11 protein-coding genes are annotated in these 13,517 nt (G+C 44.8%); 8 read left to right on the top strand and 3 right to left on the bottom strand.

From position 1 onward, the window contains the following. Positions 1 to 222: 222 nt before the first annotated feature. The gene (locus ACKI5G_RS10525; RefSeq protein ID WP_407400174.1) at positions 223 to 588 is read left to right on the top strand and encodes a hypothetical protein; all 366 of its coding nucleotides are present in this window, start codon (positions 223 to 225) and stop codon (positions 586 to 588) included. A gap of 58 nt (positions 589 to 646) precedes the next feature. On the opposite strand, the gene ACKI5G_RS10520 is transcribed toward ACKI5G_RS10525, so the two are convergent. Both ACKI5G_RS10520 and ACKI5G_RS10515 read right to left on the bottom strand, forming a co-directional pair. Then, the gene (locus ACKI5G_RS10520) at positions 647 to 2,053 is read right to left on the bottom strand and encodes an ATP-binding protein (protein ID WP_407400172.1); all 1,407 of its coding nucleotides are present in this window, start codon (positions 2,051 to 2,053) and stop codon (positions 647 to 649) included. A 348-nt stretch (positions 2,054 to 2,401) separates the two neighbouring features. Further along, positions 2,402 to 4,909, bottom strand: a complete 2,508-nt coding sequence (locus ACKI5G_RS10515) for a cell division FtsA domain-containing protein (protein ID WP_407400176.1) — start codon at positions 4,907 to 4,909, stop codon at positions 2,402 to 2,404. A gap of 448 nt (positions 4,910 to 5,357) precedes the next feature. On the opposite strand from ACKI5G_RS10515, the gene ACKI5G_RS10510 reads away from it, so the two are divergent. From ACKI5G_RS10510 to ACKI5G_RS10500, 3 genes are all read left to right on the top strand, one after another. Further along, a complete protein-coding gene (locus tag ACKI5G_RS10510; RefSeq protein ID WP_407400170.1) occupies positions 5,358 to 6,686 on the top strand; it encodes a DAK2 domain-containing protein in 1,329 nt (442 codons plus the stop codon). A 426-nt stretch (positions 6,687 to 7,112) separates the two neighbouring features. Then, positions 7,113 to 7,721, top strand: coding sequence for a hypothetical protein (locus tag ACKI5G_RS10505; protein ID WP_039206935.1), 609 nt, complete (start codon positions 7,113 to 7,115; stop codon positions 7,719 to 7,721). Between the two features lie 84 nt (positions 7,722 to 7,805). Then, entirely contained in the window at positions 7,806 to 8,126 is a 321-nt protein-coding gene (locus tag ACKI5G_RS10500) for a hypothetical protein (protein ID WP_407400168.1), read from the top strand. 290 nt (positions 8,127 to 8,416) lie between these two features. Here the strand turns inward: ACKI5G_RS10500 and deoC are convergent, their stop codons facing one another. Next, the gene (gene deoC / locus ACKI5G_RS10495; RefSeq protein WP_407400166.1) at positions 8,417 to 9,082 is read right to left on the bottom strand and encodes a deoxyribose-phosphate aldolase; all 666 of its coding nucleotides are present in this window, start codon (positions 9,080 to 9,082) and stop codon (positions 8,417 to 8,419) included. Positions 9,083 to 9,187: 105 nt separating this feature from the next. On the opposite strand from deoC, the gene nagA reads away from it, so the two are divergent. The 4 genes from nagA (at position 9,188) to ACKI5G_RS10475 (ending at position 13,463) form a co-directional block, all read left to right on the top strand. Next, on the top strand, positions 9,188 to 10,354 hold the full coding sequence (gene nagA / locus ACKI5G_RS10490) for an N-acetylglucosamine-6-phosphate deacetylase (protein ID WP_407400164.1): 1,167 nt from the start codon (positions 9,188 to 9,190) through the stop codon (positions 10,352 to 10,354). Positions 10,355 to 10,423: 69 nt separating this feature from the next. Then, on the top strand, positions 10,424 to 11,302 hold the full coding sequence (locus tag ACKI5G_RS10485) for a LysR family transcriptional regulator (RefSeq protein WP_407400162.1): 879 nt from the start codon (positions 10,424 to 10,426) through the stop codon (positions 11,300 to 11,302). A gap of 24 nt (positions 11,303 to 11,326) precedes the next feature. Further along, positions 11,327 to 12,025, top strand: coding sequence for a response regulator transcription factor (locus ACKI5G_RS10480; protein ID WP_407400160.1), 699 nt, complete (start codon positions 11,327 to 11,329; stop codon positions 12,023 to 12,025). Then, entirely contained in the window at positions 12,009 to 13,463 is a 1,455-nt protein-coding gene (locus ACKI5G_RS10475) for a sensor histidine kinase (protein WP_407400158.1), read from the top strand. The genes ACKI5G_RS10480 and ACKI5G_RS10475 overlap by 17 nt, the downstream gene beginning before the upstream one ends. Positions 13,464 to 13,517: the final 54 nt, after the last annotated feature.

Below are 13,517 nucleotides of genomic sequence, written 5' to 3'. Positions count from 1 at the left end.
GAACATTTATAAAGAAGTTTTAGATAAAACGATAAACAGATTAAATCGATTTTGAATTATATATTATGTGTAAAAAAAGATAACATCTATACGATTGAGATGTTTGTATAATTTGTGTCCTCAGGGGGAACCTATAAAAATGTGAAATATGTTATTTTATGGGGTATAAGGGTCTATATTTTATAGTTAATGCCCAAGAATCAGAAGGGGGATATGTAAAAAATGCTTATTAAGTTGCTGATAGGTGGGACATTTATAGTTTGGATTGCTCTTACTATTGCTATTACATTGTGGTGGCGAAATAAATTCGTCTATATATATGGCGGTGATGGTGCTGTATGGAAAAGCTGGTACGGCACACTAATTGGAGCAGGGTTGGTTTCCATGATCATTGTAGGTGTTATAGCTTATCCTTTGACGTGGATGGATCAGAACTGTCCATATTTGCCGGATGTTTTGGCAGTAGGTGGAATAGGTTATTATTTTGTAAAGAGAAAGAAAAATCCTGAGGGTGATAATGCTAAACAAGAGCTTCAAGCTACAGGCGACACTGCCTCTAAAGAAGATAATAATGTAAATAAAGAATAAAAAAGGAAATCCCCGCTAAGGCTGTATGGTCACAGCCCATAGCGGGGATTTTTGCAATTTATTTGTAAAGTCGTGGCAAATCCACCATAAATATTTTTTTAGTTTGTGCATTAGTTTTAACCCAGTCAGAGAAACCACTCTTGGAGAAAAGCAGATATTGGACTACCTGATACTTTTTATTAAGCAAGTCCTTTCTTTCTTCCAGCTGTTCAAAGACACTCTTATCCAATAATTCATTCTTGTACTTACATTCACCAATAATAGCCTGTTTTCCAATAGTATCAATACCTACTACATCAATATCAGTTTCTTCTTTTTTGGCTGGGTTAGTGCCCCACCATTTTCCGACCTTCATTACCATACAAGCCAGTTCACCAGTACAACCTGCATACATGGTAAAGTAACGGCACATATCCTCAAAAACACTCCCCATATAGTGGGCAATGTTATTTTTTACCACATTTTCGTAATATACATCTCCACGTCCATAGTCAATCATGCTAACGCTCGGAGAAACAAACTGATACCAAAACCTGAACATATTGTCAGCTAATACATACTGGACTTTACGCTTATTGCTCTCATCAGTAATGGCATAGTCTTTACTGAGTATTCCTGTACTAACCAAATTCGCTACTGCGTGAGAAACCTGGGTCTTTTCCATATGTGTAAGGTCAGCAATGGTGACAATTCTGTTTCTGCCGGATGCTACAGCTTCAATGATGGCATTATAAAGAGCTACATTTTTAAACTCCTGTGTCAGAAGATTATTAGGCTCCTCATACAAATATCCTGTGTCGGAGAAAAACAGATTCTTAAGGTTATCATCCAATGATAATCCATCGTCAAACATAGCCAGATACTTGGCTATACCACCAGTAACACCATATACAACAGCCTTATCTTCAAAACTGTATTTTGGTACAAATTCTGCTGCTTCCCGATAGTTGAAGGCTTTTAATTTTAACTGTGATGTCCTGCGGCCGAACAGAGGACTCTTTTCGCTTAATACTTCATCTTCCATGAAACTGATTGAAGAACCGCTCAGGATAAAGAACATATTTCCTGTGATCCATTCTCTGTCGATATACTTCTGCAGCACTGAAAGCAGCGATTTATCCTGCTCAGCCATATAAGGGAACTCATCAATTATAAATATGATTCGTTCATTTTTGGCCTTTTCACCTATCCAATGAAATAATTGCTCGTATGAATCAAAGCTAATGCCCTGCATTTCTGGTGCCAAAGCCTCAACAACATAATCACTCAAAAGTTTAAGGTTCCTTTGACTGCTGCTTCTCACAGCTGTATAAAATATTGATTTCTTTCCTTCAATGAATTTCTGTAGCAATGTAGACTTACCAACCCGGCGCCGACCATAAAGCACCATCATTTGGAAGCCTTCCCTTTTGCAAATATTATCAAGAGCATCAAGTTCACGCTGACGACCAATAAATTCTTTCATCGTATTCACCTGCCCATCAGATTTTAGTTGAAAATGTTTTCAATGAAATTAACTTCAACTTATTATACATTATTTTTGATAATATCAGCTACATTTTTCTTTTTCGCTCTCATTCACCTGCTCAGAGTAGATTTTGAAATTTTTGCTTATGTCTGGCACACAAAAGGCCCTATGACATTTTCTGTCATAGGGCCTAAATTTCTTTCTGGAGCGGGCGAGGGGAATCGAACCCCCCTCTAAAGCTTGGGAAGCTTCCATTCTACCAATGAACTACGCCCGGGCTCAATTCCTTATTATAACGTATTTGATTAAATTTTTCCATCAAAAAATCAAAAAATATTCTAAATATTAATCATCCAGGAAAGGGCTCTTGGTGCTGTTTCTGGAGCTGTTGAGAGCTGCACTGAGTCCTGGAATGCTGTTGATCTTGTCTGCCAGTCGCTCATGATCCCGTTTTGCTGCCTCAGTCATTGGGGGTGCTGTAAAGCTGCCCTCAGTTGGGGATACAGGCATGCCGTTGGCATCCAGCTGTGGCTTTGCAGGGGCCTCAGCTGCGGTGGCGGCACTCTTTTCAGCATTTCCGACTGCAGAGCTGTGATGGGCCTCTATATCGGAAATAATAACCTCCAGAGTGTCACCGTTCTTAATAGGATCGGTGAAGTTCACCGGCTGGTTGTTTACCAGAAGAGTAAAGGTCTTTCTGGAGGAAGCAGCAGGTGGCTGAAAGCCTACAGCCAGCAGAGCATCACTAATGGTAGTGGTTGCCCTGAGAGATTTCATGTAACGTACTTCAGCTCCGTCCTCAATAATGGTTCCGGTGCTGGCAGGATGTCCATTTACCTCCAGAGAAACAGTGGCTGAAGGAATCTTATGCTCCTGGCCCTCGTAGTAGATAACCAGAGTTGCATCCAGCTCGGACACGTTCAGCACATTACCCAGCTTTGGTTCCTCGGATTCAATGTATTCAATATAATCATTCTCATGCACCTCTGTGGAGAGGGTTGCAGGATTATCATTCAGCAAAATTGTAGGGGACACAGTGAACTGGGACTCCTTGCCGTTAAGGGTATACTTTATCTTACGGCCCATAGGTGGCATATTAAGGGAATTCAGCACTTCACCCAACAGGCGGGTATCCTTGCTGGTAATAATATCCCCATCCTTAAGGAGCTGCCCCGGTCCTGCCGGCTGGCCGTTGATGGTGAACTGGGCATCAATATGACGTTCCTCACCATTTATATAAACAGTGTAGGAAGGCGGAATCTCCAGCACATCATTAATGGTTACCTCTGGCTGGGTGCCGTCCTTTCCCTGAATAATCTCAATGTGGCTGTCTTCCTTAACCACAGTGTCCAAAGTAGCAGGACGCCCATCAAGATTCAGCTGGGCCATGGTTCCCATGGTTCCTGGAATAAATTTATTTTCTCCATTAACGGTGAGCATAACACCCAGCCCCGGGCGGCCATTCATCTTTTTCAGCTGAATACCAGCATTTAAAAGGGCGTCTGAAACGGTGAGCTCACGGAAATTAAAGAGGCTGTACTCGTCATTATTTACGAATATTTTTAAGAAATGCAGGGAAGTAAGGGCAGCTACCTTCAAAATACCCAATGGAGTAACTGCATCCGGCAGCTTCAGTTCATCCGGGATTTCATTGATTCCGTCAATCTTCTCAGGATGGCGCACTGCCACGCGGCCAGGAGCCAGTCCTAAAATTTCTCCCACATAATCAGCAAGGTGTGGAGTCAGGGAACCGCCACCTACCATAATAACGGCCTGCGGCTGATCGCTGCCATTCAGCTCCATAATCTGCTTGGCAATGGCATCTGCCAGATTTTTGATGTTTGGCAGAACCGGATCCAGCACATCCTTGGCGGAAAGATCGTATTCTGCCCCCAGAATATCAGTAAAATGAACATCCTTGCCGTGGGCAGCATCCCGCTTTAATTGCTCGGCAACGTTAAAGTCCAGTAGGAATCGCTGGGAAATGGCTTCAGTGACCTCATCACCAGCCTGTGGTACCATGCCATAGGCAATTACAGAGCCGTTTTTGGTAATGGCCACGTCTGATGTACCAGCGCCCACATCCACCAGCACCAGGTTCAGATGGCGCATGGTAGGAGGAATCAGTACGTTGATGGCGGCAATTGGCTCCAAAGTAAGTGCCCGCATATCCAGCTTGGTAGCCTGGAGAGCTGAGTGCATGGAGTCAATAACCTGACGAGGCAGGAAGGTGGCAATAACTGTAGCGTTGGCTATACGTCCACGCTGTCCAACCAGAGTCTTTAACTGGGTACCGTCCAAATCATATTTTATGGTGCTGTAACCAACACAGTAATACTTGGTTGGATCATCAATTGTCTTGGAAGCCGCCAGCTTGGCCTGGGCAGCCTGAACACCGGCAAAATCCAGCGCTCGTTCCTGCTCCGGGGTAATAATGCCGTTGATTTCCATGTCAGCATCAGCAGTCATGGTGTAAAGGGCGCGGCCGGCTGCTGCTACGGCAGCACTCTTAAGGGCTCCGGTTTTCTTTATCAGTGCCTTTTTTACATTGTCTATAATGGCTGCAACCTGTGGCACGTCGTGAATCTGCCCGTCCAGCATGGCACGGGTTTTGTGCTCCTGACGCTCAGTGGCCACGATCTTAAGGCCGTTGGCCTCCTTCTCGGCTACAATACCAATAACGCTTCTGGTACCGATATCCAGAGCAAAGATGCGCTCCTTCCGTTCCTTCCTCGGCTCGGCAGTTTTCTTTTTGGTACTCCGCTTTTTAGTAGCTTTACCGCGGGTGGTTTTTCTGGTTTTTTTGGTGCCCTCTGCAGCTTCGGTAGCATCAGCTTCTGCTGCTTCTTCCATCTGGGAAAGCATTTCGATTTCATTAGCTGCTTCCATATTCTCAACTGGTTCAGGCATTTCAACAGACTGTGGAGCGGCAGATTTTCTGGTTGCTCTGCCAGCTCTGGTATTTCTGGTGGTTACCTTGGATTCTGCAATCTCTTTGGTGTCCTTGTTAGTCTCTTTAGTGACTGATTTTGCCATTGTATTGTCCTCATTTATTCAAAATTTAAAGGTGATAAAAAAGGTTTATTTGATTATTTCGCGAATAACAAAGTAGATTCCTTTTTTGGATTTGCACAATATAATTACATTATATCGCATTTGTTCTAATTTTTCCTTTACATTTTGAAAAAGGGAGAATATTCCTTTCAGAATAGCGGTGAGATGGTGGACATTTTTCACCGAGTTATATATGATTTTTATGAGAGAACAAAGTTACTATGCTTTATGGAGGCATTAGTTAAAAATGGCGGATACGATTGATAACGATAATATAGGAGAAATGATAACGGGAAGTGACTATAAGCGCATGGTTTTGGGTGCTTATGGGGAATTTCTCAACGAGTTTGAAAATATAAATGCCGTAAAAGAATCCTCTGCATTTTTCTACTCCGGCAAGCCGGGCTCCGATGTTTTGCGTACCATGGGGGCGGCGGTGATCCCTTTAACCGAAGCGGTAAATGAGAGTATTGGCGGCTTGGCCAGGCGCGTTGCAGACGCGTCTGTTTTGGGTGCCCGTGGAAATGCGGGAGTTCTTGTTTCCCAGATTTTAAGAGGTATTGCCAAGGGTCTTATAGGAAAATACACTGCTACCTCCCAGGAGTTTGGCAAGGCCTTCCAGTATGGTATTCTTTACGCCCAGAAGGCTGTGCCGGATGAAAAGAACCGTCCTATAATTGTGGCCTCAAAGGTGGTGGCCAAGGGTGCCCATGATGCTGTGAAATCAGGCAAGCATATCAGTGATATTCTTCTGGCGGCCATTAAGGCCAGCAACGAAAATAAATCCACCCATAAGGATTGTGGTGAGCAGATTTTACAGGTTTTTCTGGAGGGCTGTTTAAAGGGGCTCCAGGGAGATCTTAATTTACCTCCAATTGATGTGGGAAAGAAAATGTATGAGTCCCGGGGAATTGTAAGTCCTATGAATGATAAAGCCCGTCCGTACTGCGTCAGCTTTTTGGTGGCAAATCCCAAGCTGTCAGTGCCTCTTATCGAAAAAGAGCTTCAGGAGATTGGCAACTTTGTTGTGGTGGAACGTCGTTTTAAGACCATATTTATTCATGTTCACTCCGAGCACCCCGGTACTATTCTGGAGCGTGCCGTTGCCTGGGGCCATGTGGGAGAGATCCATATTAATATTATGGCAGAGCCTCATGCCATGGCCATGGTACAGCAGGCTTGTATTATGCCACAGGCCCTTTTGACTGTTGCGGAAAATGATGAATGGGCCCAGAAGCTTCAAGAGGCCGGGGCCATGGTTATTATTGACGGCAGCGATCCTTCAGGACCATCAGTTGAGGAAATCGTCAATGCAGCCCATAGTGATATTGCCAATAAATATATACTTTTGACGGATTCGGATCATTTGCGTCTGGTTATGCACCAGGTGAAGCGCATTATGGGTGACCGGGTCAGCGTGGTGGTTGCCAATAACAACGAAGAACAGATTTATGCTGTACGGGCATTTTTCCCAGAGCTTTCCATGGAGGAAAATGTGGCTCAGATGCGGGAGGCTATCCGCCGTATGTCCCAGGACAATAAAAAGAATAACAGTCAGGATAATAACAATAATTAACCAAATAAAAACAAGAAAGGAGCTGCTACCGAAGTAACAGCTCCTCGAAAGCGGGGTCCGCATATGCCGTAGTCCAACAGGCTAAACCTGTATGTTAAAGTGGGTATCCTAAGTAACAGGTTCTGCTATTCGTTCGGAGACGATCCAGCATCTGCTGCACAAAATCAGATTCCCTTATGAAAAAGAGTCGGCTAGACGATGAATGGAAGCTACGGTCAAAGAAGATTATCCCTCTTTAGCTGTATAATACCATAGGTTCATAGGAATAACAAGACTTGACAAAATGGTTAAAAGGTGGGTAAGATTAAAGAATAGTGTGGTAAAATTATAGTTACTATATATAAAATAGCATACAAAGTAGATACATTTGTATATGTAGAAAAAATACCAAAATAAGCTGAAATTTAGGAAGGAAGATAAACAAAGATGAGTAACCAGCAGTTGATGCGTGCCATATTGATTGAACCAGGCAAGGACCCGTCTATTATCAAGCTTCCGGCAGCTCACGGCCCCCATGATGAGGCCATCAAGGATACTTTGGAGGGCAACTACGGTGCTGTGGAATTTTTCCAGATTCAGCCCGGAATTTCCCTGTTTATTCTGGTTAATGACTTGGCAGCAGCCTTGGGAATGAAGCCAAACCGTCGCTTCCCTGGTGCCGACAGCGATCAGATTATTTGGGGCAAGGCTATTTTTATTGCAGCCTACAATGGTGATGATGAAACCAAGGAAGGGACCTTGGATATGTCAGAGGAAACCTGCCTTATGTTTATCGAGCAGATTAAGCTGAATTTCCCAATGTGCGATGGCACAGAGGAGCCTCGTCCGGAGGACACCTTGTATTATGATGAGGATGAGGAGGGCAATCCTGCACCATATCGCTGGATTGAGATTTCCAAGCCTTCCGGCTTGCCAAAGCCACTGGAGGCAGGTCGTGTAAAATTTTACCGTATGCCGGCCCAGGAGGTAATGGAAATAAATGATCGCTACTTTAAGAAGGTGGCAGTATATACCTCCGATTCAAAGCTGAATTAATACTAGCCAAAATTGACTTTTGTAGTATAATATTAACGTCAATGTGAATAGTTAATTTTTAATAAATTTTAAGGGAGAAACAAAATGGAAGATAAAATATATAGCGTAGCTGTAAGCTGCCGCGGTGTTAATGGCTGGGTAGAATATGATACTGAGGCTAAAACCGTAAAGGTGTTTTTGGACGATGAAAAGGCTGTGGCTGATGCTGAGAAGTTCCTCAGCGAAAAGCATGTGATTAAAGTGCCTCACGAGTCCCTGCTGGACTTCACCGAGGAGACCTTTGATCCATTGGCAGATGTAAAGAGCTTCCAGACCGTGCTCACCAGACTGTGGGAGAACACTGAGGTTCATGTGGACTGGAGCCGTCCGGTAGATTACGTAAAGGCTCACCCAACCTTAGATTAAGATGAATACTAAAAAGACAGGTAGAGAGTTTTGAGACCACCTCAGAATTCTTACCTGTCTTTTTTGTTGGATTATTGTTTAAGGAAGGGGCGAGGTCGATTGCCTAGAGCAGTTGAAGCCAGAGCGTAAAGAAATTTTTTCTTATCGTACTTATGCATTAGTGGAAAAAATTACTTGTCTGAGCGAAGTCCTATAAGGACGAAGCGAGTTGTAATTTTTTTCACTATATGAGGATAAGAAAAAATTTTAGCGATGGATTCGTGCTATAGGTAACGACCTTGCCACTTTTATTAGACTTCTGCATCCATCTTATCCTTTAAAAGCCCTACAGCGGCACTGGCTCCGATGCGCTCACAGCCCTCAGCCAGGTATTGCTTCATATCCTCCAGGGTGCGGATACCACCTGCGGCCTTCATCTTTACATTTGGACCAATGTGGGCGGCAAAGAGCTTAATATCCTCATGGGTGGCTCCCCCGGTGCCGAATCCGGTGGAGGTCTTTATAAAATCTGCTTTGGCATCGGTAACACATTTGCAGAGTGACTTCTTCTCATCATCTGTAAGGTAGCAGGCCTCGATAATGACCTTCAGGATATTATCTCCCACAGCCTTTTTGATTTCAACGATTTCTCCGGTGATTTTTTCAAAGCTTCCATTTTTGGCATCTGTAATATTGATGACCATATCAACTTCTTTTGCACCATCTTTTATGGCCTGTTCAGCGGCAGTGATTTTTGCTTCCTTGCTGTCATAGCCCAAAGGAAAACCAATAACAGTACAGATATTGAGCTTATCTCCAAATTCCTTATGAACCGGTGCCACATAGCTGGCAGGAATACAAACAGAGGCGGTTTTGCAATTAATGGCCTCCTGGCACAGCTCCTTGATTTGTTCCCAGGTTGCGGTGGGTTTCAACAAGGTGTGGTCCACATGGGCAAGAATTTCAGATCCCTTCATAATAGAAAATCCTCCTGTATCGTGATATATTTTAATTATATTATTTGCTAACTCAATGATGAATTTAATTATATAACATAATATGGTAAAAATTAAGGTGAAAATATGAAGGCAATTGTTAATGGCAAACTGATTACCCCAGGACCAAATGGCGACTTTCGGGTGGAGCGGAATAAGGTTGTTATCTTCGAGGACAGAATACTTGAAATAATTGACAAAGCAGAATTTGATAAGCGGGACAGAAGTTCCTTCGAGGAAGTCTATTACGCCCAGGGACAGTATGTGTCCCCCGGATTTATAAATCTTCATATCCACGGCTGTGTAGGCTCGGATACAATGGACTGTCGGGAAATGGGGCTTCGTCGGATGACTGTGTTTCAGGCCTCTACGGGAGTAACCTCCATGCTGCCCACCACCATGACCTATGATATGCCCAAGGTTTATGAGGCACTAAAGCTGGTGCGCCAGGCTGTATCCTATAGGGACGGGGCCAGAATTCTGGGGGCAAATATGGAAGGTCCATTTATCAGTGAAAGCCATAAGGGTGCCCAGAAGGCATCCCATATCAGAAAGGCCGATTTTAAGCTGATAAAAGAATATAGTGATGTAATAAAGCTCATAACCATCGCACCTGAGGAGCTGCCGGCTGGCAGTGATTTCATAAGCAAATGCCGTGATGCCGGAATCAGGGTCTCTTTAGGACACACAGCGGCGGATTATGACTGTGCCATAAATGCCATTAATGATCAGGGAGCAACCCATATTACACATCTCTTTAACGCCATGACGGGGCTTCACCACCGTAATCCTGGGGTGGTGGGAGCCGCCTTTGATTCTGATGCTTTTTGTGAGCTGATAACGGATAATATTCATGTGGCTCCAGGAGCTCAGCGTATAGCTCACCGAATAAAGGGCAAAGAACGGATAGCCCTGATTACTGATTCCATGCGGGCCTGCGGCCTTGGGGATGGGGAATCAGAGCTGGGGGGCCAGAAGGTTTTTGTCACTGGGCAAAGGGCTGTTCTTGAGGATGGTACCATCGCCGGTAGTGTGCTTACCATGGATAGGGGGCTATACAACTACGCCAAAAATCTTCATATTCCTGTATGGCAGGCCGTTGAATGTGCCACCATAACCCCGGCCAGGGCCATTGGCATGGAAAAGGATTTAGGCTCCATAAAAGTCGGTAAAATGGCAGATTTTACGGTTTTTGATGAAAATGTTCATGTAACTATAACATTTTGTGCAGGAAAAGAAATATTTTTGGAATAAATTTGCATAGTTCGGTATAAAAGTATATTATATATGTAATATATTATATACTGCGGAAGGTATGATTCTATGGAAATTAAAGACATGCAGGCGTTTTACGCCATCGTTGAAGAAGGCAATATCAGTCATGCGGCCATTCGCCTGAATGTGGCCCAACCGGCTCTCAGCCGTCAAATGAAGCGATTGGAGACTTCTTTGGGGGTAAAGCTCTTTGAGCGTGGCAGCCGCCGTATTCGTCTTACTGATGCGGGAATGCTTCTCTATTCCAGGGTTAAGCACATTTTAGGCATGGTGGACGGCACTATGAGGGAGCTTATTGATATTGGCTCCGGCGTGGCGGGAACCATTAAGCTGGGTACCATTACCTCATCAGGCTCCATGCTTATCCCGGAGCTGGTGGAGGACTTCACCAAAAGGTATCCTCTGGTAACCTTCCAGGTATGGGAGGGGGAGGGGGCCCGTATGCTGGAGCTCCTTGACAGCCATATAATTGAGATCGCCATAACCCGTACCCAGGTGGATAATGCCTCCTATGAGTCCATTATCCTTCCGGATGAGCCGCTGGTTCTGGCTATGCATAAGAGCTTCTGTGACGATGACAAGAACGAGTTTGTCCATATTCAGGACCTGAAGGACAAGCCACTTCTGGTGCCTCTTCGCTGGAAAACCGCCTTTATGTCCCATTGTCAGAAGGCAAAATTTGAGCCGAACATCTTAAGTGTAAGTGACAGCCAGATTCAGAACATGCTGTGGACTCAGCGGGGTATCGGCATTTCCCTGGTTCCATTATCTGCCCGCAGTCTGATGCGCTCAGATGATATCGTATTCAAGCACCTTGAGGAGGCAGAAATCTATACCCATACTGTTGTATCCTGGCTGAAGAGTCGCACTCTTTCCAGCAGCTGTCAGCATTTTATTGAAATGTTCCGTCAGAAATACGTTAAATAAGTTGATATTTAGAGAGGTATAAATATGGCAGATGGAAAAAAGATTTTTATCGTGGAGGATGAGAACCGCATTGCCCGCTTCCTGCAAATGGAGCTGGAGCATGAGGGCTTTGAAACTGAGACGGAATCCAACGGCAGCCGTGCCTATGAGCGCATTATTCAGGGCGACTTTGATCTGGTGCTGCTGGATGTGATGCTGCCGGATATGGATGGCCTCACAATCTGCAAAAAGGTACGGGAGCTTTCGGATGTGCCGATTATTATGCTTACAGCCCGGGATGATGTTAATGACAAGGTTCAGGGTCTGGATATCGGTGCCGATGACTATGTTACCAAGCCTTTTGCCATTCCAGAGCTTTTTGCCCGCATGAGGGTGGCTCTCAGAAAGCATACTGCCCCTGAACACTCAGTGGAGACTTCCAATGGGGAGGAGCTGAAGCTGAAGAATCTCACCATGAATATAGCCCGCCACGAGGTTATGGTGGATGATGTGCTGGTGGAGCTGACCAAAAAGGAATTTGACCTTTTGGAATACCTTATCCGCAACAAGCGTAGTGTGCTTACCCGTGATCAGATTCTCTCCCAGGTCTGGGGCTATGACTATATGGGAGACACCAATGTGGTGGATGTTTATATCCGTTATCTGCGGGCCAAGCTGGACGATAAATTTAACGAGAAATACATTCATACCATGCGGGGGGTAGGCTATGTCGTCAAAGACTAGTCTCTGGAAAAAAATTATAAATTATCCTAAGCAGTGGGAGATTTCTACCCGGCTTACCCTCATGTATGCCGCAGTGATCACCATTCTGTTGGGCTGTGCTTGTATGGCCTCGGTTATCGGCATGTATTACATAATTTACCATCAGGCAGAAACAGAAATGACCATCAGTGTGGAAATAGCCTTGGATAAAATGAATGACCCGCAATTCATGAGCCAGGCGGCAGAAAAGCCCCATGAGGCCACTGAGGAAATATTGCTTCCGGGAGTGGTGCTGAGGGTAGCCGATGAGAATGGCAAAATCGTATACGACACTGACAGGCATTTTGCTTCGGTGGATAAGCTTAGGGAAAATTTTACGGATGACAAAATGTTTTGGATTTCCGACAAATACCAGCTGGTACGGCTGAAGCATTTTATGATTTACTATCATGAGGTGCCTATGGACTACAAGGGGCGTCACTATACCCTGATTTTCAGCCGCGTTATTACTGCTGAGCGGCCAATGCTGGCCAAAATGCAGGAGCGTCTTATTTTAGGCGGTGTAATAGGAATTTTGTTGGTGGTGCTGATCGTTTACATGGGTATAAAGCGTGCCTTCAGGCCTCTCAGAGATTTTATTGCCACGGCCCAATCCATAGAGGTAAGTGATTTAAGTACCCGTATGGAGGTGCCTCCAAGCCATGATGAAATGACGGAGCTGGCCACTACCTTTAACAGGATGCTGGACCGCATTGAGGAAGGCTTTAAAATGCAGCAGCGTTTCGTTTCTGATGCATCCCATGAGCTGCGTACCCCGGTGACGGTAATTAAGGGCTATGCAGACATGCTGAGCCGTTGGGGACAATCTGATGCGGCTACTCTGGACGAGGGAATTAATGCCATAAAAACCGAGGCAGAGGACATGCAGGAGCTTATTGAAAAGCTGTTGTTCCTGGCCAGGGTTGACCAGAACCGCCAGATTGTGAACAAAGTTCCGTTGGAGCTCAGCGAGCTGGTGGAGGATGTTTATAAGAAGCTGAAGCTGACTGCCACCAATCATACTGTGGAGCTGCTGCGCAACGAGGAAGGCTATATAATGGGCGACAAGGTTATTATGAAGGAGCTTATCCGTATTTTCCTCGAAAATGGTATAAAATACACACCTGAGGGTGGTACTATAACCATTGATAGCCATGAAATGCCCCATTATATGTGTCTGGAAATTGCGGATAACGGCATTGGCATTGCTCCTGAGGACCAGGAAAAGATTTTCCAGCGGTTTTATCGTGTGGACAGCTCCAGAACAAAGTCTGCAGGACAGCCGGGGGGGACCGGGCTGGGACTTTCCATTGCCAAATGGATTGCAGACAATCACGATATTGGCATTTCTTTGGACAGTGAATTGGGGAAGGGTACCAAGTTTATTTTGATGATTCCTCTGATTGAGGAAGAAAAATAGCGGTGAATAAAAAGGGCAGATGGCAGTTGATTGGAGCGGTTGAACAGGTCGCGT

The organism is Anaerovibrio sp., from assembly GCF_045637405.1.
Lineage (GTDB): Bacteria > Bacillota > Negativicutes > Selenomonadales > Selenomonadaceae > Anaerovibrio.
The sequence above is the reverse complement of the archived record's forward strand: the minus strand, read 5'-3'. Positions and strand labels throughout refer to the sequence as shown.